Genomic DNA, 22,805 nt, shown 5'->3' with positions numbered 1-22,805 from the left:
GATTTTTACTTCCGTCGCATCAATCATTACCGTGTCCTCAGAACTGAGAGGAGGTCTTGAAATCGTAAAACCACTTTGAACAAGAGTTACTTCAACCCATTGACTCCGATGGGTTAAGTTGCTTTCGTGGATACCAAAATCAGCCGCAATTTGTTCATAAGTTCGATATTCTCGCACATATTGAAGTCGCCATAAGAAGGTCTTCTAGGCTTAGTTTAGGTTTTCGTCCCCCTTTTGCGTGTTTACCTTGATAAGCTGTTTTCAATACAGCTAACATCTCTTCAAAAGTGGTGCGCTGAACACCAACAAGACGCTTGAATCGTGCATCAGTTAGTTGTTTACTTGCTTCATAATTCATAGAACTACTATACCATGTTTTGTTTCGCAGGAAGTCTAATAAATAAAAACTCTTTAAAATTTTGTTGGGAAAATGGGAAAAGATATAAATGGAAACTTAGTATAACACTTGGAAAACTCTGTAAAAATAGTAAGTCAATTCATGCTTCGTTTTTTCTCTAGGGAAGTTGGGCGGCTATATTTCTATGACCATTTGTCGGAATAAACATCCCTGCCAAGAGTCAATAGAAATAAATTCAACGAAACTTTTGCTGTCAGATTTAGATGCCCAACTTGTCATTTATACTCTTTCATATAGGATTTTCTATAAGGATGGAAAAAAGAAGGGAAATTTGGTAAGATAGGAATATGGATTTTGAAAAAATTGAACAAGCTTATACCTATTTACTAGAGAATGTCCAAGTCATCCAAAATGATTTGACGACCAACTTTTATGACGCCTTGGTGGAGCAAAATAGCATCTATCTGGACGGTGAAACTGAGCTAAATCAGGTCAAAGACAACAATCAGGTTCTTAAACGCTTAGCGCTTCTCAAAGAAGAATGGCTCAAGACCTACCAGTTTCTCTTGATGAAGGCTGGGCAGACAGAGCCCCTGCAGGCTAATCACCAGTTTACGCCAGATGCTATTGCCTTGCTTTTGGTATTTATTGTGGAAGAGTTGTTTACAGAGGAAGAAATCACTATCCTCGAAATGGGTTCTGGCATGGGAATTCTGGGCGCTACTTTCTTGACCTCGCTTGATAAAAAGGTGGATTACTTGGGAATGGAAGTGGATGATTTGCTGATTGATTTGGCAGCTAGCATGGCAGACGTGATCGGATTGCAGGCTGGCTTTGTCCAAGGAGATGCCGTTCGTCCACAAATGCTCAAAGAAAGCGATGTGGTCATCAGCGACTTGCCGGTCGGCTATTATCCTGATGATGCCGTTGCGTCGCGTCATCAAGTTGCTTCTAGCCAAGAATATACTTACGCCCATCACTTGCTCATGGAACAAGGGCTTAAGTATCTCAAGTTAGACGGATACGCTATTTTTCTAGCTCCGAGTGATTTGTTGACCAGCCCTCAAAGTGATTTGTTAAAAGGGTGGCTGAAAGAAGAGGCGAGTCTGGTTGCTATGATTAGTCTGCCTGAAAATCTCTTTGCCAATGTCAACCAATCTAAGACTATTTTTATCTTACAGAAGAAAAATGAAATAGCAGTAGAGCCTTTTGTGTATCCACTTGCTAGCTTGCAAGATGCAAGCATTTTAATGAAATTCAAAGAAAATTTTCAAAATTGGAGCAAAGGTACTGAAATATAAAATAGATTTTGTTATAATAGTTGAAAACGCTTAAAAGAGGTAATTGATAATGACAAAAACAATCGCAATAAATGCAGGAAGTTCAAGTTTAAAATGGCAATTATACTTAATGCCAGAAGAAAAAGTATTGGCGAAAGGCTTGATTGAACGTATCGGTTTGAAAGATTCAATTTCAACTGTAAAATTTGATGGCCGTTCTGAACAACAAATTTTAGATATCGAAAATCACACACAAGCTGTTAAAATCTTATTGGATGACTTGATTCGTTTCGATATTATCAAGGCTTATGATGAGATTACAGGTGTTGGACACCGTGTTGTTGCGGGTGGAGAATATTTCAAAGAATCAACAGTTGTTGAGGGGGATGTTTTAGAAAAAGTTGAAGAGTTGAGCTTGTTGGCTCCTCTCCACAATCCAGCCAATGCAGCAGGTGTTCGTGCCTTCAAGGAATTGTTGCCAGACATTACCAGTGTAGTTGTTTTTGATACTTCCTTCCACGCAACTATGCCAGAGAAAGCTTATCGCTACCCTCTACCAACAAAATATTACACAGAAAACAAGGTTCGTAAATACGGTGCTCATGGTACAAGTCACCAGTTTGTAGCAGGAGAAGCTGCAAAACTCTTGGGACGTCCATTAGAAGACTTGAAGTTGATTACCTGTCATATTGGTAACGGAGGCTCAATTACAGCTGTGAAAGCCGGCAAATCTGTTGATACTTCTATGGGCTTCACTCCTCTGGGTGGTATTATGATGGGAACGCGTACAGGGGACATTGATCCAGCTATCATTCCTTATTTAATGCAATATACAGAGGATTTTAATACACCAGAAGATATCAGTAGTGTTCTTAATCGTGAATCGGGTCTTTTGGGAGTTTCTGCTAATTCTAGCGATATGCGTGACATAGAAGCTGCTGTAGCAGAAGGGAATCACGACGCTAGCTTGGCTTATGAAATGTATGTTGACCGTATTCAAAAACATATCGGTCAGTACCTTGCAGTACTAAACGGAGCAGATGCCATTGTTTTCACAGCAGGTGTTGGTGAAAATGCAGAAAATTTCCGTCATGATGTAATCTCAGGAATTTCGTGGTTTGGTTGTGATGTTGATGATGAAAAGAATATCTTTGGTGTGACAGGAGACATCTCAACAGATGCAGCGAAGATCCGTGTCTTGGTTATTCCAACAGATGAAGAATTAGTCATTGCCCGTGATGTTGAACGCTTGAAAAAATAAGTGAAACTAAAAAAATATTCAATACAAGGAGTTGGGAAAGTTATTTTTCCAGCTTCTTTTTTTTAAACTTAACTAGCTTTGAAAGGTAGAAGTCATAGATAGCGGTGGATGATTTTAAGAAGCCTTATAGTGGATTGAGATATAGTACATTGAGTCAAGAATAGGATACATCGGTTTCTGAAATATTGTTAAAAATGAGGATGAATTTCTCAATCAATTTGTTCATATTCTATTTCAACATACTATAAAATGTGAATAAATTAATTAGCTGATTTCAATGCATTTCTAAAAATGTATTAGAAGTCGTATTGTGCTGTTGTAATTTAAATTTGCTATAAAAGTGATAAAAGATAACTTATTTCTAATTTTCGCTTAGAATGACAGGTGTCATCGATTAATATTTTATATTATGTCAATTTTTGATTGTATCCGCTTACAATTTATGCTATAATAGTGCAGTAATAAGTTATAAGAGCTGTTGTATCGTTCTTGGTTTATAGTTATGGAGGTAACATCATGGGTACTATTATGGAATTTGCAACAGAAAAACAGATTGAATCATTTCTTTCCACTTGTCATATCGAGGGACAAAGGAATTTTCTGATGGCTTTTAAGAAAAAGACATGGCTGAAATCCTTTATTGATTTTTTCATTATAGGAGGAGCCTACTATGTTCAGTCGAGTGTGAAGCCAAAGATTATGTCATTCACATCTAAGGGGATTTACTTGATGGACATTAGTGATGTAACTGAAAATCGGCCTAATCAAGTCATTGAAATGTCCTGGAGTCAAGTTGAAGATTTTAGTTATAACACAGTCTTGAACACAGTTAGAATTAAATGGCACTATCAAAGTGAACAGTACATCTTTTCAGTAGATGTAGGTAATATCAGTCAACATTTAGGACAGTATCAATTTAACAAACAACATTATGATTATTTAGTACAACACGATTTCTTTCAGAAAGAGTGAATGACATGAAAAAGATAATTACAAAATGTATTGTTATTGCTACGACTTTGCTTATTATGGTACCGAGTTTTATAGGGATTGCATACGCTAATGAAACAAAGGTTCCAAATACAACTGTAGAGTATATTGATGTTGCCGAAGTAGAGAAGGATTTGAAATTCTTGTTTACAGAAGCGACGAGTTATGAGAATGGCGTTCTTTATGTTAATAAAGAATTATTGACAGAACGCTATGGCACTTTGGCACCGTATATTGTAATGGGCATTGAACGTATTTATACAGAGCCTAATTTGGTTCAAAACTTGCAAGCCTCTTTACAAGATAGAGATTTTGTTTCATGTATGCGTGATGAGTTGATTGGTATGATTCCAGGTATGGAACTTGTTGATTTAATGAGAGGGGACATTATCAGTTATATTCAAGGTAAAATGTGGGGCAAAGCTGCCTCATATATAGCAATGGAACTTGCTAAATTTGGCATGAAGAGTAACGTTGCAGGAATCGTTGCACAATTAGGAATCTCTGCTGGAAAATGTGCTATTTGGGGTTAGTTATGCTTAAATACTTGTAATTAAGAATGTTAAAATGATAATTCTGTCTTTAATGAATGTGATAAAGTGGTTGGAAAATAAATTTTCTAACCATTTTGTCGTTTTTAGTGTTTACAGGGAAAATGACTTCAAATTTTTTAAGTTTTAAGTATAGACTGTTACGGGAACGGTAGACATTGTGACAATAAGAAAGAGAATGAAAGCACGACGAAAAGGATTAAAAAATAAACAAGAGAATATTGGTAGAATTGTCCAAAACCTTGCTATGATTGGCTTTTTTGAAAAATATGGTATAATAGTAGTAATTTAATAGATGGAGTTGAGTTTTGAAGAAAAACTTTCGTGTAAAAAGAGAGAAAGATTTTAAGGCGATTTTCAAGGAGGGGACAAGTTTTGCCAATCGCAAATTTGTCGTCTACCAACTAGAAAACCAGAAAAACCATTTTCGAGTAGGTCTATCAGTTAGCAAAAAGCTGGGGAATGCGGTCACTAGAAATCAAATCAAGAGACGAATCCGACATATTATCCAGAATGCAAAAGGGAGTCTGGTAGAAGATGTCGACTTTGTTGTCATTGCTCGAAAAGGGGTTGAAACCTTGGGATACGCAGAGATGGAGAAAAATCTACTCCACGTATTAAAATTATCAAAGATTTACCAGGAAGGAAATGGGAGTGAAAAAGAAACTAAAGTTGACTAGTTTGCTAGGACTGTCTCTATTGATCATGACAGCCTGTGCGACTAATGGGGTAACTAGCGATATTACAGCCGATTCGGCTGATTTTTGGAGTAAATTGGTTTACTTCTTTGCGGAAATCATTCGCTTTTTATCGTTTGATATTAGTATCGGAGTGGGGATTATTCTCTTTACGGTCTTGATTCGTACAGTCCTCTTGCCAGTCTTTCAGGTGCAAATGGTGGCTTCTAGGAAAATGCAGGAAGCTCAGCCACGCATTAAGGCGCTTCGAGAACAATATCCAGGTCGAGATATGGAAAGCAGAACCAAACTAGAGCAGGAAATGCGTAAAGTATTTAAAGAAATGGGTGTCAGACAGTCAGACTCTCTTTGGCCGATTTTGATTCAGATGCCGGTTATTTTGGCCCTGTTCCAAGCCCTATCAAGAGTTGACTTTTTAAAGACAGGTCATTTCTTATGGATTAACCTTGGTAGTGTGGATACAACCCTTGTTCTTCCGATTTTAGCAGCAGTATTCACCTTTTTAAGTACTTGGTTGTCCAACAAAGCTTTGTCTGAGCGAAATGGCGCTACGACTGCGATGATGTATGGGATTCCAGTCTTGATTTTTATCTTTGCAGTTTATGCGCCAGGTGGAGTCGCCCTATACTGGACAGTGTCTAATGCTTATCAAGTCTTGCAAACCTATTTCTTGAACAATCCATTCAAGATTATCGCAGAGCGCGAGGCTGTAGTACAGGCACAGAAAGATTTGGAAAATAGAAAAAGAAAAGCCAAGAAAAAGGCTCAGAAAACGAAATAATAAGGAGGAATCTGGTAATGGTAGTATTTACAGGTTCAACTGTTGAAGAAGCAATCCAAAAAGGATTGAAAGAATTAGATATTCCAAGGAAGAAGGCACATATTAAAGTCATTTCTAGGGAGAAAAAAGGCTTTCTTGGTTTATTTGGTAAAAAACCAGCCCAAGTGCATATTGAAGCGATTAGTGAAACGACTGTTGTCAAAGCAAATCAACAAGCTGTAAAGGGAGTTCCAAAACAAATCAATGATTTGAATGAGCCTGTTAAAACAGTTAGTGAAGCGACCGTTGATTTGGGTCATGTTGTAGAGGCAATTAAAAAGATTGAGGAAGAAGGCCAAGGTATTTCTGATGAAGTCAAGGCTGAAATCTTAAAACATGAAAGACATGCCAGCACTATCTTAGAAGAAACTGGTCACATTGAGATTTTAAATGAACTTCAAATCGAGGAAGCGATGAGGGAAGATGAGGGCGCTGATGACCTTGAAACTGAGCAAGACCAGACTGAAAATCAAGACCTGACAGAGATGGGCTTGAAAGTTGGACCAAGCTTTGATATTGAACAAGTAGCTACGGAAGTAACGACTTATGTTCAAACAATTATTGATTATATGGACGTTGAGGCGACGATTTCAAATGACTATAACCGTCGTAGCATCAATCTACAAATTAACACCAACGAACCAGGTCGTATTATCGGCTACCATGGTAAAGTCTTGAAGTCCTTGCAACTGTTGGCTCAAAATTATCTTTATAATAGCTATTCAAGAACCTTCTATATTACAATCAATGTCAATGATTATGTTGAACACCGTGCAGAAGTCTTGCAGACCTATGCGCAAAAATTGGCGACTCGTGTTTTGGAAGAAGGACGCAGTCGTCAGACAGATCCAATGTCGAATAGCGAACGCAAGATTATCCACCGTATTATTTCACGTATGGATGGCGTGACCAGTTACTCTGAGGGTGATGAGCCAAATCGCTATGTCGTTGTAGATACAGAATAAGTAAAATCAGGCTTGACCTGATTTTTTGCTAGCTAGAGGAGATGAAACGGATGTTGAATAAGATAAGAGATTATTTAGACTTTGCTGGTTTGCAGTACCGTAATCCTGATAAAGCGGGAGCAGAGCGAGAGAAGATGCTGGTATTCCGCCACAAAGGTCAAGAGGCCCGAAAGGCTTTTACAGAACTGGCCAAAGCCTTTCAAGCAAGCCATCCAGAATGGCAACTCCAACAGACTAGTCAGTGGATGAATCAGGCCCAGCGTTTGAGACCACATTTTTGGGTTTATCTACAGAGAGACGGACAAGTGACAGAACCTATGATGGCCTTACGTTTGTATGGGATATCTACTGACTTTGGAATTTCTTTGGAAGTCAGTTTCATCGAACGTAAGAAGGATGAGCAAACTTTAGAGAAACAGGCCAAGATTTTAGACATTCCAACCGTTAAAGGAATTTATTATCTAGCCTACTCTGATGGCCAAAGTCAACGGTGGGAGGCGAACGAAGAAAATCGTCGCACTTTAGTCGAGAAGATAGGCAGCCAAGAAGTCCGTAAAGTTTTAGTGAAGGCAGACGTTCCTGTGACAGAAAATTCGTCTGAAGAAGAAATCGTAGAAGGCTTATTGAAGTCTTATTCTAAAATTCTTCCCTATTATCTAGCTACGAGAAAATAAGATAATTTGTAAAACATCATAAATCATACAGTCCAAGAGTGAACAGTCCGCTGTGTAATTCTTGGTCTTTTTGTTTGCGCTTTCGCATTATATAATAAACTTACAAAAACAATTCAAAAGGAGAACAATTATGGAAGTCGTTTCAAGTGTTCTAAATTGGTTTTCTAGCAATATTTTGCAGAATCCCGCATTTTTCGTAGGTTTATTGGTGTTGATAGGATACGCACTTTTGAAAAAACCTGCCCATGACGTTTTCTCAGGGTTTGTTAAAGCAACAGTAGGGTATATGTTGCTTAACGTGGGTGCTGGTGGTTTGGTTACAACCTTCCGTCCAATCTTAGCAGCCCTTAACTACAAATTCCAAATTGGTGCAGCGGTTATCGACCCTTACTTTGGACTTGCTGCAGCAAACAACAAAATTGCAGCAGAGTTTCCAGATTTTGTTGGAACTGCAACTACAGCTCTATTGATTGGTTTCGGAATAAATATCTTGCTCGTAGCTCTTCGAAAGATTACGAAGGTAAGAACCCTCTTTATTACTGGTCACATCATGGTACAACAAGCTGCAACAGTATCTCTTATGGTTCTATTCTTAGTACCACAATTGCGCAATGCTTACGGTACAGCAGCGATTGGTATCATCTGTGGACTTTACTGGGCAGTTAGTTCAAATATGACTGTTGAGGCAACTCAACGCTTGACTGGTGGTGGCGGATTTGCGATTGGTCACCAACAGCAATTTGCAATCTGGTTTGTAGATAAAGTAGCAGGACGCTTTGGTAAGAAAGAAGAAAGTTTAGACAATCTTAAATTACCTAAGTTCCTCTCAATCTTCCACGATACAGTTGTTGCATCTGCTACCTTGATGCTCGTATTCTTCGGAGTCATTCTTTTAATCTTGGATCCAGACATTATGTCTAATAAAGAAGTCATCACTTCAGGAACTCTATTCAATCCTGCTAAACAAGATTTCTTTATGTACATTATCCAAACAGCCTTTACCTTCTCAGTTTACCTGTTCGTTTTGATGCAAGGTGTCCGAATGTTCGTATCTGAGTTGACAAACGCCTTCCAAGGTATTTCAAACAAATTGTTGCCAGGTTCATTCCCAGCGGTTGACGTTGCAGCTTCTTATGGATTTGGTTCTCCAAATGCTGTCTTGTCAGGATTTACCTTTGGTTTGATTGGTCAATTGATTACAATTGTTTTGCTCATCGTCTTTAAAAATCCGATTCTTATTATTACAGGATTTGTACCAGTGTTCTTTGACAATGCAGCCATTGCGGTCTACGCTGATAAACGCGGCGGATGGAAAGCGGCTGTTATCCTTTCCTTTATATCAGGTGTCCTTCAAGTTGCTCTAGGAGCTCTTTGTGTGGCTCTTCTCGATTTGGCATCTTATGGTGGCTACCATGGAAATATCGACTTTGAATTCCCATGGCTTGGATTTGGATATATCTTCAAATACCTTGCTATTGTTGGTTATGTACTTGTGTGTCTCTTCTTGCTTGTTATTCCTCAACTTCAATTTGCCAAAGCAAAAGATAAAGAGAAATATTACAACGGTGAAGTTCAAGAAGAAGCTTAGTATCTAGAAAAGGAGAAATAAAATGGTTAAAGTATTAGCAGCGTGCGGAAATGGAATGGGTTCATCAATGGTTATCAAGATGAAGGTTGAAAATGCTCTCCGTAAGCTTAATCAAACAGATTTTACAGTCAATTCATGCAGTGTCGGTGAAGCTAAAGGTTTAGCAGTAGGATATGACATCGTAATCGCTTCCCTTCATTTGATTCAAGAATTGGAAGGGCGAACTAATGGGAAGTTAATTGGGCTTGATAACTTGATGGATGATAAAGAAATCACCGAAAAACTCAGTCAAGCACTACAGTAAAAGGTTGGAGGGGGCTGGACAGAAACTGAGAGTTATCGTTTCTGTCCTTCTCCCTCTTTAAATAAAGGAGGCAGATATGAATTTAAAACAAGCTTTAATTGACAATGACTCGATCCGACTAGGTTTAGAGGCTAAGGATTGGAAAGAAGCAGTCAAGGTAGCAGTAGATCCCTTGATTGAAAGTGGGGCAATTTTGCCAGAGTATTACGATGCTATCATTGAATCGACTGAAGAGTATGGGCCTTACTATATCTTGATGCCAGGTATGGCTATGCCCCACGCTAGACCTGAAGCTGGTGTGCAAAGTGATGCCTTTTCATTGATTACCTTACAAAATCCTGTTGTATTTTCAGATGGGAAAGAGGTATCTGTTTTGTTGGCACTAGCAGCAACAAGCTCAAAAATTCACACAAGTGTAGCCATTCCACAAATTATTGCCCTGTTTGAATTAGAAGATTCTATTGCACGTTTACAGGCTTGCCAGACTAAAGAAGATGTCTTGGCTATGATTGAAGAATCTAAGGATAGCCCTTATCTCGAAGGATTGGATTTGGAAAGTTAGAAAGAGGAATAAAGAAATGACAAAAAGAATACCTAATTTACAAGTTGCATTAGACCATTCAGACTTGCAAGGAGCGATTAAAGCAGCTGTTTCTGTTGGTCAGGAAGTAGATATTATCGAAGCTGGAACTGTTTGCTTGCTTCAAGTTGGAAGTGAACTGGCTGAAGTCTTGCGTAGCCTTTTCCCAGATAAGATTATTGTGGCAGACACAAAATGTGCTGATGCTGGTGGAACAGTTGCTAAAAATAATGCGGTTCGTGGAGCAGACTGGATGACTTGTATCTGTTGTGCAACCATCCCTACTATGGAAGCAGCTCTAAAGGCTATCAAGACTGAACGAGGGGAACGAGGCGAAATCCAGATCGAGCTTTATGGCGATTGGACTTTTGAACAAGCTCAGCTTTGGCTAGATGCAGGTATCTCACAAGCTATCTATCACCAATCTCGTGATGCCCTTCTTGCTGGTGAAACTTGGGGTGAAAAAGACCTTAATAAGGTTAAAAAACTCATTGACATGGGCTTCCGAGTTTCTGTAACCGGTGGTCTAGATGTAGATACTCTCAAACTCTTTGAAGGCGTTGATGTCTTTACCTTTATCGCAGGTCGTGGAATTACGGAGGCTGCGGATCCAGCAGGAGCAGCGCGTGCCTTCAAGGATGAAATCAAACGAATTTGGGGGTAAACCATGGCACGTCCGATTGGAATTTATGAGAAGGCAACCCCGACACACTTTACTTGGCTAGAACGTTTAAATTTTGCCAAGGAGTTAGGCTTTGATTTTGTCGAGATGTCTATTGATGAACGTGACGAGCGTTTAGTAAGACTTGACTGGAGCAAGGAAGAGCGCTTGGAAGTTGTCAAAGCGATTTATGAAACTGGTGTTCGTATTCCTTCTATCTGTTTTTCAGGCCATCGTCGCTACCCATTGGGATCAAAAGATCCAGTTCTAGAGGAAAAATCTCTAGAACTCATGAAAAAATGTATCGAATTAGCTCAAGACTTGGGAGTTCGTACGATTCAATTAGCTGGTTACGATGTTTACTATGAGGAAAAGTCACCCCAGACACGCCAACGTTTTATCAAAAATTTGAGAAAAGCCTGTGACTGGGCTGAAGAAGCTCAGGTGGTACTTGCTATTGAAATTATGGATGATCCTTTCATCAATAGCATCGAAAAATATTTGGCTATAGAAAAAGAGATTGACTCTCCCTTCCTCTTTGTATATCCAGATATTGGTAATGTGTCTGCATGGCATAATGATATCTATAGTGAGTTTTATCTTGGTCATCATGCCATCGCAGCTCTCCATCTCAAGGATACTTATGCAGTGACAGAAAGTTCAAAGGGCCAGTTCCGAGATGTACCTTTCGGGCAAGGTTGTGTCAAATGGGAAGAAGCTTTCGATATTTTAAAGGAAACCAATTATAATGGACCTTTCCTAATCGAAATGTGGTCTGAAAATTGTGAAACAGTAGAAGAAACACGCGCAGCCATTCAAGAGGCGCAAGCTTTTCTCTATCCACTCATTAAGAAAGCAGGTTTGATGTAAGATGAATCAAGTAATCAATGCTATGCGTAAACGAGTCTGTGATGCCAATCAATCATTGCCAAAACATGGACTTGTCAAATTTACCTGGGGGAATGTATCGGAAGTCAATCGCGAACTCGGTGTCATTGTTATCAAACCATCAGGCGTGGATTATGACGAATTGACACCTGAAAACATGGTAGTGACTGATCTAGATGGTAAGATCCTAGAAGGGGATTTAAGACCATCTTCCGACCTCCCAACTCATGTGCAATTATATAAGGCTTGGTCAGAAATTGGTAGTGTGGTTCACACCCATTCGACAGAAGCTGTTGGTTGGGCTCAGGCAGGTCGTGATATTCCTTTCTACGGAACAACCCATGCAGATTATTTCTACGGTTCAATCCCTTGCGCCCGTAGTTTGACCAAGGACGAAGTAGAAGTGGCCTATGAAAAAGATACTGGCCTGGTTATCGTAGAAGAGTTTGAACATCGCGGACTTAACCCGGTTGAAGTACCAGGAATTGTTGTACGCAATCACGGTCCATTCACCTGGGGCAAAAATCCAGAGAATGCTGTTTATCACTCTGTCGTACTAGAGGAAGTATCAAAGATGAATCGCTTTACAGAACAAATCAATCCAAGAGTTGGACCTGCTCCCCAGTACATACTAGAAAAACACTACCAACGTAAACATGGACCAAATGCTTATTATGGTCAAAAGTAAGAACGATGAAGGAGGAGAAAAAGATAAATTTAGCTCCTCTTTTTACATTTGATTTTTATTGAGAGTAAAGTTGGAGTTGAAGTAATTTTGAAAGATTTTTTAGAAATAGCGCTTGATATATATGGTAAAATAAAAAGAATTGCTGTGATATCAATAGATTTGGGGGATTTTTTAATATGGTACTGGATAAGGCAAGTTGTGATTTGCTTCAATATTTGATGGATCAAGAAACGTCCAAAACGATTATGGCGATTTCGAAAGATTTGAAAGAGTCAAGAAGGAAAATTTATTATCACATTGACAAAATCAATGCTGCTCTGGTTGACGAGGCGCTTCACATCATTAGTATTCCACGAATTGGTATTCACTTAACGGAAGAGCAGAGAGATGCTTGTTGTAAACTATTATCGGAAGTAGATTCGTACGATTATATCATGAGTGCGCATGAACGTATGATGATAATGTTACTATGGATAGGTATTTCTAAAGAACGTATTACGATTGAAAAATTGATAGAGTTAACAGAGGTATCTAGGAATACTGTTCTCAATGATTTGAATAGTATTCGTTATCAACTAACTTTGGAACAATATCAGGTGATCTTGCAAGTGAGCAAGTCACAGGGATACCACCTTCATGCCCACCCTCTTAATAAAATTCAGTATCTTCAATCGCTTCTATATCATATTTTTATGGAAGAAAATGCCACTTTTGTATCTATTTTAGAAGATAAGATGAAAGAGAGGTTAGATGATGAGTGTTTGCTTTCTGTTGAAATGAACCAATTTTTTAAGGAACAGGTTCCTTTAGTTGAACAAGATTTAGGGAAGAAAATAAACCATCATGAAATAACTTTTATGTTGCAGGTTCTACCTTATTTGCTGTTAAGCTGTCATAATGTTGAACAGTATCAAGAAAGACATCAGGATATAGAGAAAGAATTTTCTTTGATAAGAAAAAGAATAGAGTATCAGGTGTCTAAGAAGCTAGGAGAACGGTTGTTTCAAAAGTTTGAAATTTCTTTGTCAGGACTTGAAGTTTCTCTTGTAGCTGTTCTCCTCCTCTCCTATCGTAAAGATTTGGATATTCATGCAGAAAGTGATGATTTTCGGCAATTAAAACTTGCTTTAGAAGAATTTATCTGGTATTTTGAATCACAAATCCGAATGGAGATTGAGAACAAGGATGATTTGTTACGAAATTTGATGATCCACTGTAAAGCCTTGTTATTTAGAAAGACTTACGGTATTTTTTCTAAAAATCCTCTAACAAAACAAATTCGATCCAAGTATGGAGAATTATTTTTAGTCACTAGAAAATCTGCGGAAATTTTAGAAGGAGCATGGTTTATTCGGCTAACAGACGATGATATTGCCTATTTGACGATTCATATTGGAGGATTTTTAAAGTATACACCATCGTCTCAAAAAAATATGAAAAAAGTTTATCTTGTTTGTGATGAAGGTGTTGCGGTTTCGAGACTTTTGCTGAAACAATGCAAACTTTATTTTCCAAATGAGCAAATTGACACTGTATTTACAACAGAACAATTTAAGAGTGTGGAAGATATTGCACAAGTTGATGTAGTGATTACTACTAATGATGATTTGGATAGCAGATTTCCGATTTTAAGGGTTAATCCTATCCTTGAAGCAGAAGATATTTTGAGAATGCTAGACTATCTTAAACACAATATATTTGGTAATGAGGGCAAAAGTTTCAGTGAAAATCTTTCTAGTCTTATTTCGTCTTATATTGCAGACAGCAAGTTGGCTAGTAAGTTCCAAGAAGAGGTTCAAACACTTATAAATCAAGAAATAGTAGTTCAAGCTTTTTTGGAAGATATTTGAAGGACAGTCCAATGATGAACACAAACCTGTGTTTTTCTTGGTCTTTTTTAGTGTTTTGAAGGGTGGTATACTAATCTCAAAGATAACAATTATATCCAAAGGAGGCGACATATGCCAAACGTCAAAGAAATTACAAGAGAGTCATGGATTTTAGCCACTTTCCCAGAGTGGGGAACATGGTTGAACGAAGAAATCGAAGAAGAAGTCGTACCTGAAGGCAACTTTGCCATGTGGTGGCTAGGCAACTGTGGTACTTGGATTAAGACACCAGCTGGTGCTAACGTTGTCATGGACCTTTGGTCAAACCGTGGAAAATCAACCAAAAAAGTGAAAGATATGGTTCGTGGGCACCAAATGGCAAATATGGCAGGTGTTCGTAAGTTGCAACCAAACTTGCGTGTTCAGCCAATGGTTATCGATCCATTTGCTATCAACGAACTAGACTATTACTTAGTTTCACACTTCCACAGTGATCATATCGACCCATACACAGCTGCAGCAATTCTCAACAATCCTAAGTTAGAGCATGTTAAGTTTATCGGTCCTTACCACTGTGGACGAATCTGGGAAGGATGGGGGGTTCCAAAAGAACGTATCATCGTTGTGAAGCCAGGTGACACTATCGAATTAAAAGATATGAAGATTCATGCAGTAGAATCATTTGACCGTACTTGCTTGGTAACTCTCCCAGTGAACGGTGCTGATGAGACAGGCGGTGAACTTGCTGGCTTGGCTGTTACAGATGAAGAAATGGCTCAAAAGGCTGTTAACTATATCTTTGAAACACCAGGTGGAACCATCTATCATGGTGCAGATTCTCACTTCTCAAACTATTTTGCAAAACATGGTAAAGACTTTAAAATTGATGTTGCTTTGAATAACTATGGTGAAAATCCGGTAGGTATCCAAGACAAAATGACATCTATCGACCTTCTTCGTATGGCAGAAAATCTGCGTACCAAAGTCATTATCCCAGTTCACTATGATATCTGGTCTAACTTCATGGCTTCTACTAATGAGATTCTAGAACTTTGGAAAATGCGAAAAGATCGCTTGCAATACGATTTCCATCCATTTATCTGGGAAGTTGGCGGTAAGTATACTTATCCTCAAGATCAACACTTAGTAGAATACCATCATCCACGTGGTTTTGACGATTGTTTTGAACAAGACTCTAACATTCAATTTAAAGCTTTGCTATAATATAAAAATATTCTTTGGAGGTTATCCGTATGTTGCATGATACGGATAATTTTCATATAATAGTAGAATAGAATGTGTGATTCAATAATCACCTCAAATAGAAAGGAAATTCTATGTCAAATCTATCTGTTAATGCAATTCGTTTCCTAGGTATTGACGCCATCAACAAAGCCAACTCAGGTCATCCAGGTGTGGTTATGGGAGCGGCTCCGATGGCTTACAGCCTCTTTACAAAACAACTTCATATCAATCCAGCTCAACCAAACTGGATTAACCGCGACCGCTTTATTCTTTCAGCAGGTCATGGTTCAATGCTCCTTTATGCTCTTCTTCACCTTTCTGGTTTTGAAGATGTTAGTATGGATGAAATCAAGAGTTTCCGTCAATGGGGTTCAAAAACACCAGGTCACCCAGAATTTGGTCATACGGCAGGGATTGATGCTACGACAGGTCCTCTAGGGCAAGGGATTTCAACTGCTACTGGTTTTGCCCAAGCAGAACGTTTCTTGGCAGCCAAATATAACCGTGAAGGCTACAATATCTTTGACCACTATACTTACGTTATCTGTGGAGACGGAGACTTGATGGAAGGTGTCTCAAGCGAGGCAGCTTCATACGCAGGTTTGCAAAAACTGGATAAGTTGGTTGTTCTTTATGATTCAAATGATATCAACTTGGATGGTGAGACAAAGGATTCCTTTACAGAAAGTGTTCGTGACCGTTACAATGCCTACGGTTGGCATACTGCCTTGGTTGAAAATGGAACAGACTTGGAAGCCATCCATGCTGCTATCGAAACAGCAAAAGCTTCAGGCAAGCCATCTTTGATTGAAGTGAAGACGGTTATTGGATACGGTTCTCCAAACAAACAAGGAACTAATGCTGTACACGGCGCCCCTCTTGGAGCAGATGAAACTGCATCAACTCGTCAAGCCCTCGGTTGGGACTACGAACCATTTGAAATTCCAGAACAAGTATATGCTGATTTCAAAGAACATGTTGCAGACCGTGGCGCATCAGCTTATCAAGCTTGGACTAAATTAGTTGCAGATTATAAAGAAGCTCATCCAGAACTGGCTGCAGAAGTAGAAGCCATCATCGACGGACGTGATCCAGTCGAAGTGACTCCAGCAGACTTCCCAGCTTTAGAAAATGGTTTTTCTCAAGCAACTCGTAATTCAAGTCAAGACGCCTTGAATGTTGTGGCAGCTAAATTACCAACCTTCCTAGGTGGATCAGCTGACCTAGCTCACTCAAACATGACTTATATCAAGACTGACGGACTTCAAGACGATGCCAATCGCTTGAACCGCAACATTCAGTTTGGTGTTCGTGAATTTGCAATGGGAACGATCTTGAACGGGATGGCTCTTCACGGTGGACTTCGTGTATACGGTGGTACTTTCTTCGTCTTCTCTGACTATGTGAAAGCAGCTGTTCGCTTGTCAGCCTTACAAGGACTTCCTGTGACTTATGTCTTTACCCACGATTCAATCGCAGTTGGGGAAGACGGTCCAACTCATGAACCAGTTGAACACTTAGCCGGTCTTCGTGCTATGCCAAATCTAAATGTTTTCCGTCCAGCAGATGCGCGTGAAACGCAAGCAGCTTGGTACCTTGCAGTGACAAGTGAGAAAACACCAACTGCCCTTGTCTTGACACGCCAGAACTTGATTGTTGAAGATGGAACAGACTTCGACAAGGTTGCAAAAGGTGCCTATGTTGTCTATGAAAATGCAGCAGACTTTGATACGATCTTGATTGCGACAGGTTCAGAGGTTAATCTTGCTGTCTCAGCTGCCAAAGAATTGGCTAGTCAAGGTGCAAAAGTCCGCGTAGTCAGCATGCCATCTACAGATGTCTTTGATAAACAAGATACAGCATACAAGGAAGAAATTCTTCCAAATGCAGTCCGCCGTCGTGTTGCAGTCGAAATGGGTGCAACTCAAAGCTGGTACAAATACGTTGGTCTTGATGGTGCCGTTCTAGGTATTGATACCTTCGGAGCCTCTGCCCCAGCACCAAAAGTATTGGCAGAATATGGCTTTACTGTAGAAAATCTTGTAAAAGTTGTTCAAAACTTGAAATAATCCTAAAAATCAGGGCGCAAGCTCTGGTTTTTCTTACTAGAAAAGCAAGGTACAATCTTGTAAAAGTAACTGAAATTTGATATAGTAGTTCTATGTAAAAGACAAAGGAGAATATAATGGAATCACAATATACATTTTTAATCATTCTTGTGGCTATGGTGGGCTTGATGTTCTTTACGCAACGCTCTCAAAAGAAACAAGCACAAAAGCGTATGGAAAGCTTGAATAAATTACAAAAAGGCTATGAAGTGATTACAATCGGGGGCCTTTATGGAACAGTCGATGAAGTAGATACGGAGAAGGGAACAATTGTTCTTGACGTAGATGGAGTTTACTTGACTTTTGAACTAGCTGCTATCAAGACAGTATTACCGCTGAAAGAAACAGCTTCACTAGAAGGCGCAATTGAAAAATAAGACGGGATCACGAACTCCCGTTTTTCTATAAAAGAAAGGAAGTGGGATGAAAAAATTAGTCTTTGTCTGTCTGGGAAATATTTGCCGTAGCCCTATGGCCGAGTTTGTTATGAAATCAATGACAGATAACTACGAAATCCAAAGTCGAGCAACTTCCTCTTGGGAACATGGCAATCCGATTCATAAGGGGACTCAGGGAATTTTTCAACAGTATGAGATTCCTCATGACAAGAACAAGACATCGCTTCAGATTAGTAAGGAAGATTTTGAAGCCTTTGATTATATTATCGGAATGGACGCTTCAAATATTTCTGACTTACGTCAGATGTGTCCAGCAGACTGTCAAGATAAGATTTGCTCATTTGCATCTGAAAGTGTTCCAGACCCTTGGTATACAGGAGATTTTGAGGAAACCTATCGACGTGTTCAGGAGGGTTGTCAAGCATGGTTAGAACGTTTAGAAAAGGAGAGTGAAGGTGGAAAATCTTAAGAATTTTTATGAAAAGTATCGAGTGTATCTGACTCGTCCACGTTTAGAGCTTTTAGCAGTAGTTACCATTGTTTTTTGTGCTGTACTCGTCTTTTTTCTAAATATTCCCGGAAAAGGTGTTCTAAAGCTTGATAATGGAACGATTGTTTACGATGGCAGTCTTGTCCGTGGTAAAATGAATGGGCAAGGTACCATTACCTTCCAAAATGGAGACCAATATACAGGTGGCTTCAACAATGGAGCCTTCAATGGAAAAGGTACTTTTCAATCTAAAGAAGGTTGGACCTACGAAGGTGATTTTGTAAATGGTCAGGCTGAAGGAAAAGGAAAACTAACAACAGAACAAGAAGTTGTTTATGAAGGGACTTTTAAACAAGGCGTTTTTCAACAAAAATAAAGCCTCCTTATCAAAGGAGGTATTGTTAGAAGTTTTAAGTAAGCGCTTACTTGCAAATCCTTTTCTTTCCAAATCCCTCTTCCAAGCAAGTTTGTGAAATAAAAAATATTTGAAATAAATTTCACAAACTTCAAAGATAAAACCTGATAAGAAAAGAAAATGAGAAAAGTTTCACAAGAGTTTAAAAATTCTTTGTGAAATGTTTATGAAACTGTTTACAAAGTTGAAATAATGCGTTATAATAAACTTGTGAAAAAATTAACAAAGGATATCGATCCTTGAAAGCTATGGAGGAAAATATGGCTGATAAAAAAACTGTGACACCAGAGGAAAAGAAACTCGTTGCTGAAAAACACGTAGATGAGTTGGTTCAAAAAGCTCTAGTTGCCCTTGAAGAAATGCGTAAATTGGATCAAGAGCAAGTTGACTACATCGTTGCCAAAGCATCAGTAGCAGCTTTGGATGCCCACGGAGAATTGGCTTTACATGCCTTTGAAGAAACAGGACGTGGTGTATTTGAAGATAAAGCAACTAAGAACTTGTTTGCCTGTGAACACGTAGTAAACAACATGCGCCACACTAAGACAGTTGGCGTTATCGAAGAAGACGATGTAACAGGATTGACTCTTATTGCTGAACCAGTTGGTGTTGTTTGTGGTATTACTCCAACAACCAACCCAACTTCAACAGCTATTTTCAAATCATTGATTGCTTTGAAAACACGTAATCCAATCGTCTTTGCCTTCCACCCATCAGCTCAAGAGTCATCAGCTCACGCAGCTCAAATCGTTCGTGATGCAGCTATCGCAGCTGGTGCTCCTGAAAACTGTGTACAGTGGATCACTGAACCATCTATGGAAGCAACTAGTGCGCTTATGAACCACGAAGGCGTTGCAACAATTCTTGCAACAGGTGGTAATGCCATGGTTAAAGCGGCTTACTCATGTGGTAAACCAGCTCTTGGGGTAGGTGCCGGAAACGTTCCAGCTTATGTTGAAAAATCAGCAAACATCCGTCAAGCAGCACACGATATCGTTATGTCTAAATCATTTGATAACGGTATGGTCTGTGCATCTGAACAAGCGGTTATCATTGATAAAGAAATTTACGATGAATTTGTAGCAGAGTTCAAATCTTATCACACTTACTTTGTAAACAAAAAAGAAAAAGCTCTTCTTGAAGAATTCTGCTTCGGCGTGAAAGCAAACAGCAAAAACTGTGCTGGTGCGAAATTGAACGCTGATATCGTTGGTAAACCAGCAACTTGGATTGCAGAACAAGCAGGATTTACAGTTCCAGAAGGAACAAACATTCTTGCTGCTGAATGTAAAGAAGTTGGTGAAAATGAGCCATTGACTCGTGAAAAATTGTCACCAGTTATCGCAGTTTTGAAATCTGAAAGCCGTGAAGATGGTATTACTAAGGCTCGTCAAATGGTTGAATTTAACGGTCTTGGGCACTCAGCAGCTATCCACACAGCTGACGACGAATTGACTAAAGAATTTGGTAAAGCTGTTAAAGCTATTCGTGTTATCTGTAACTCACCTTCTACTTTCGGTGGTATCGGGGACGTTTACAATGCCTTCTTGCCATCATTGACACTTGGATGTGGTTCTTACGGACGCAACTCAGTTGGGGATAACGTTAGTGCCATTAACCTCTTGAATATCAAAAAAGTCGGAAGACGGAGAAATAATATGCAGTGGTTTAAAGTTCCTTCAAAAATTTACTTCGAACGCAATTCTATCCAATACCTTCAAACATGTGAAGATATTGAACGCGTTCTGATTGTTACAGACAAATCTATCGAAAAACTTGGTTTCGTTCAACGTGTTATCGATCAATTGAACGCACGTAGCAACCGTGTAACTATCCAAGTCTTCTCAGATGTTGAACCAGATCCAGACATCACAACTGTAGAACGTGGTGCTGAGGTGATGAAAGCATTTGAACCAGACACAATCATTGCTCTTGGTGGTGGTTCACCAATGGATGCAGCCAAAGTAATGTGGCTCTTCTACGAACAACCAGAAATCGACTTCCGTGACTTGGTTCAAAAATTCATGGATATCCGTAAACGCGCCTTCCGCTTCCCATCACTTGGTAAGAAAGCGAAGTACATCGGTATCCCAACAACTTCAGGTACTGGTTCAGAAGTAACACCATTTGCCGTTATCTCTGATAAGAAAAACAACCGCAAATACCCATTGGCTGACTACTCATTGACACCGACTATTGCCATTGTTGACCCTGCTTTGGTTGAATCAGTTCCAGACTTTATCGCTGCTGATACAGGTATGGATGTCTTGACACACGCGACTGAAGCCTACACTTCAAACTTTGCTAACGACTATACAGACGGTATTGCGCTTCAAACAATCAAACTTGTCTTTGAATGGTTGGAAAAATCTGTTAAGACAGCTGACCCAGAAGCTCGTGAGAAAATGCACAATGCGTCTACAATGGCTGGTATGGCCTTCGCTAATGCCTTCCTTGGAATGAGCCACTCAATGGCCCATAAGATTGGTGGTGTTCATCACACTGTTCACGGACGTACAAATGCTATCTTGCTTCCGTACGTTATCCGTTACAACGGAACTCGTCCAGCTAAGACTACTACATGGCCTAAATACAACTACTGGAAAGCTGATGAGAAATTCCAAGACATCGCGAAAATGCTTGGCTTGCCTCACTCAACTCCAGAAGAAGCAGTTGAGGCATACGCTAAAGCTGTTTACGAACTTGGTGTTGCAGTAGGTATCAAGATGAACTTCCAGGATCAAGGAATTGATGAAAAAGCTTGGAAAGACAGCTTGCATGAAATTGCTTTGCTTGCTTATGAAGACCAATGTTCTCCTGCTAACCCACGCTTGCCAATGGTAGCTGACATGGAAGAAATTATGGCAGATGCATATTATGGCTACAAAGAAAGACCAGGACGCCGTAAATAATTGTTTATCAGTTTAGAGGCAGGAGTTATCCTGTCTCTTTTTTGTCGTTTTCACCAAACTATGATAGAATATAAAAAATTATATTTTTAAAATATAGGAGAAAACCGAAGGAATGAACAGTTTTGGTGAAAAAGTAAGAGGCTTAAGAGAAGAAAAAGGACTTAGTCGTCCAGTTTTTTGCGGGGATGAGTCTGAATTATCAGTGCGTCAGTTGGTGCGGATTGAAAAAGGAGAATTTCGCCCGACGATAAAAACACTAGAATATATTGCAGATAGATTAGAAATTCCATCCTACGTCTTGATGCCAGATTATAAGGAACTGCCTAAACGCTACCAAGAATTAAAGTACTTTCTTTTACATCACCCTGACTACGGAGACAAGGAGTTGCAGGGACAAAAGGAAGAATATTTCGATGAGATTTTTGAGTGTTTTTATGATGATTTGCCACGTGATGAGAAGATGATAGTGGATTGTCTTCAAGCAATAGATGAAGTGAGAATGACTAGTAATTCTTTATATGGAAGCAGTGTGATTGAGGACAGTCTTCAAGATTTACTATCCAGAGATGTATATAGGGCTGAGGACTTGTTGAAACTGAGACTGTATTTCAACTGTCAGTTAATGGATGGTTTAAATATGGGTGAGATAAAAGAATCTGAGCATGAAACCATTCTTTGTTTTCATGACAAACTAAGTTCTCAGGTTGATAAGATAGAGTTCGATTGTTTGGACTTACTTAGAGATTCCTTGTTAGCTTCTTTAACTTGTATAGAGATTATGGGGTTGTTTCCTTATTTTAAGAGGGCAGTCGAGACCTTAAATAAAATAGGGCAAAAAACACGAGATTTCCAAAAGCAACCGATTGTCTTGATGGTGGAGTGGAAATATTATATTCATACCGATTATGATACAGCCAAACAAAAGTATGAAGAAGCAAAAATGATGGCGAGGATGTTTGGTAATGAGAAGTTACTCGTTAGTTTAGATAATGAATGGGCCGAGGATCTAGAGAGATATCGTTAAAGAGTTTATAGGAGTGACATTTCTGTCATTGGGGAAATGTCGCTTTTTTGTTACAATGAATTTTATACTCAATGAAAA

22 protein-coding genes and 1 pseudogene are annotated in these 22,805 nt (G+C 39.2%); 22 read left to right on the top strand and 1 reads right to left on the bottom strand.

Annotated elements, in window-relative coordinates:
- Positions 1–358: pseudogene (locus HT671_RS03370) on the bottom strand (transposase family protein); the annotation flags it as partial.
- 347 nt (positions 359–705) lie between these two features.
- On the opposite strand from HT671_RS03370, the gene HT671_RS03365 reads away from it, so the two are divergent.
- From HT671_RS03365 to HT671_RS03260, 22 genes are all read left to right on the top strand, one after another.
- On the top strand, positions 706–1,659 hold the full coding sequence (locus HT671_RS03365) for a class I SAM-dependent methyltransferase (RefSeq protein ID WP_050971505.1): 954 nt from the start codon (positions 706–708) through the stop codon (positions 1,657–1,659).
- A 49-nt stretch (positions 1,660–1,708) separates the two neighbouring features.
- Positions 1,709–2,899 carry an acetate kinase gene (locus tag HT671_RS03360; RefSeq protein ID WP_023937040.1) on the top strand — a complete coding sequence of 397 codons (1,191 nt, stop codon included), beginning with the start codon at positions 1,709–1,711 and terminating at the stop codon, positions 2,897–2,899.
- A gap of 516 nt (positions 2,900–3,415) precedes the next feature.
- A complete protein-coding gene (locus tag HT671_RS03355) occupies positions 3,416–3,871 on the top strand; it encodes a hypothetical protein (protein WP_138703485.1) in 456 nt (151 codons plus the stop codon).
- 5 nt (positions 3,872–3,876) lie between these two features.
- Entirely contained in the window at positions 3,877–4,422 is a 546-nt protein-coding gene (locus HT671_RS03350) for a hypothetical protein (protein ID WP_050223352.1), read from the top strand.
- Positions 4,423–4,748: 326 nt separating this feature from the next.
- Positions 4,749–5,120, top strand: coding sequence for a ribonuclease P protein component (gene rnpA / locus HT671_RS03345; RefSeq protein WP_000739244.1), 372 nt, complete (start codon positions 4,749–4,751; stop codon positions 5,118–5,120).
- Positions 5,095–5,919 carry a membrane protein insertase YidC gene (locus HT671_RS03340; RefSeq protein ID WP_212750406.1) on the top strand — a complete coding sequence of 275 codons (825 nt, stop codon included), beginning with the start codon at positions 5,095–5,097 and terminating at the stop codon, positions 5,917–5,919. Before rnpA ends, HT671_RS03340 begins: the two co-directional genes overlap by 26 nt.
- A 17-nt stretch (positions 5,920–5,936) precedes the next feature.
- On the top strand, positions 5,937–6,923 hold the full coding sequence (gene jag / locus HT671_RS03335; protein ID WP_023937021.1) for an RNA-binding cell elongation regulator Jag/EloR: 987 nt from the start codon (positions 5,937–5,939) through the stop codon (positions 6,921–6,923).
- Between the two features lie 50 nt (positions 6,924–6,973).
- Positions 6,974–7,597 carry a ribonuclease P gene (locus tag HT671_RS03330; RefSeq protein WP_119947505.1) on the top strand — a complete coding sequence of 208 codons (624 nt, stop codon included), beginning with the start codon at positions 6,974–6,976 and terminating at the stop codon, positions 7,595–7,597.
- Positions 7,598–7,727: 130 nt separating this feature from the next.
- Positions 7,728–9,185 carry a PTS ascorbate transporter subunit IIC gene (locus HT671_RS03325; protein ID WP_023939877.1) on the top strand — a complete coding sequence of 486 codons (1,458 nt, stop codon included), beginning with the start codon at positions 7,728–7,730 and terminating at the stop codon, positions 9,183–9,185.
- Between the two features lie 22 nt (positions 9,186–9,207).
- Positions 9,208–9,489 (top strand): PTS sugar transporter subunit IIB, encoded by a 282-nt coding sequence (locus HT671_RS03320; RefSeq protein ID WP_000241469.1) that lies wholly within the window; start codon positions 9,208–9,210, stop codon positions 9,487–9,489.
- Between the two features lie 76 nt (positions 9,490–9,565).
- The gene (locus tag HT671_RS03315; protein ID WP_023939875.1) at positions 9,566–10,051 is read left to right on the top strand and encodes a PTS sugar transporter subunit IIA; all 486 of its coding nucleotides are present in this window, start codon (positions 9,566–9,568) and stop codon (positions 10,049–10,051) included.
- A 16-nt stretch (positions 10,052–10,067) separates the two neighbouring features.
- Positions 10,068–10,733, top strand: coding sequence for a 3-keto-L-gulonate-6-phosphate decarboxylase UlaD (locus HT671_RS03310; RefSeq protein WP_000166727.1), 666 nt, complete (start codon positions 10,068–10,070; stop codon positions 10,731–10,733).
- A 3-nt stretch (positions 10,734–10,736) separates the two neighbouring features.
- Positions 10,737–11,600, top strand: coding sequence for an L-ribulose-5-phosphate 3-epimerase (locus HT671_RS03305; RefSeq protein ID WP_023939873.1), 864 nt, complete (start codon positions 10,737–10,739; stop codon positions 11,598–11,600).
- A 1-nt stretch (position 11,601) separates the two neighbouring features.
- A complete protein-coding gene (locus HT671_RS03300) occupies positions 11,602–12,306 on the top strand; it encodes an L-ribulose-5-phosphate 4-epimerase (RefSeq protein WP_001077556.1) in 705 nt (234 codons plus the stop codon).
- Positions 12,307–12,482: 176 nt separating this feature from the next.
- Positions 12,483–14,156, top strand: coding sequence for a transcription antiterminator (locus HT671_RS03295; protein ID WP_023939872.1), 1,674 nt, complete (start codon positions 12,483–12,485; stop codon positions 14,154–14,156).
- A 111-nt stretch (positions 14,157–14,267) separates the two neighbouring features.
- Positions 14,268–15,359 carry an L-ascorbate 6-phosphate lactonase gene (gene ulaG, locus HT671_RS03290; RefSeq protein ID WP_001134220.1) on the top strand — a complete coding sequence of 364 codons (1,092 nt, stop codon included), beginning with the start codon at positions 14,268–14,270 and terminating at the stop codon, positions 15,357–15,359.
- A gap of 113 nt (positions 15,360–15,472) precedes the next feature.
- Entirely contained in the window at positions 15,473–17,449 is a 1,977-nt protein-coding gene (gene tkt / locus HT671_RS03285; RefSeq protein ID WP_101514720.1) for a transketolase, read from the top strand.
- Positions 17,450–17,565: 116 nt separating this feature from the next.
- Positions 17,566–17,865: a preprotein translocase subunit YajC gene (gene yajC, locus HT671_RS03280; protein ID WP_023937006.1), complete on the top strand. Its 300-nt coding sequence runs from the start codon at positions 17,566–17,568 to the stop codon at positions 17,863–17,865.
- Between the two features lie 46 nt (positions 17,866–17,911).
- A complete protein-coding gene (locus HT671_RS03275) occupies positions 17,912–18,355 on the top strand; it encodes a low molecular weight protein-tyrosine-phosphatase (protein ID WP_101514721.1) in 444 nt (147 codons plus the stop codon).
- The gene (locus HT671_RS03270; RefSeq protein ID WP_020902388.1) at positions 18,342–18,752 is read left to right on the top strand and encodes an MORN repeat-containing protein; all 411 of its coding nucleotides are present in this window, start codon (positions 18,342–18,344) and stop codon (positions 18,750–18,752) included. The genes HT671_RS03275 and HT671_RS03270 overlap by 14 nt, the downstream gene beginning before the upstream one ends.
- 299 nt (positions 18,753–19,051) lie before the next feature.
- Positions 19,052–21,703 (top strand): bifunctional acetaldehyde-CoA/alcohol dehydrogenase, encoded by a 2,652-nt coding sequence (gene adhE, locus HT671_RS03265; protein WP_138703483.1) that lies wholly within the window; start codon positions 19,052–19,054, stop codon positions 21,701–21,703.
- A gap of 112 nt (positions 21,704–21,815) precedes the next feature.
- On the top strand, positions 21,816–22,727 hold the full coding sequence (locus HT671_RS03260; protein ID WP_138703482.1) for an XRE family transcriptional regulator: 912 nt from the start codon (positions 21,816–21,818) through the stop codon (positions 22,725–22,727).
- The last annotated feature ends 78 nt before the right edge of the window (positions 22,728–22,805 follow it).

It is taken from the genome of Streptococcus sp. 2741 (assembly GCF_013276315.1).
In the GTDB taxonomy this organism is placed as follows: Bacteria; Bacillota; Bacilli; order Lactobacillales; family Streptococcaceae; genus Streptococcus; species Streptococcus pseudopneumoniae.
This window is presented reverse-complemented; position numbering and strand designations above follow the sequence as displayed.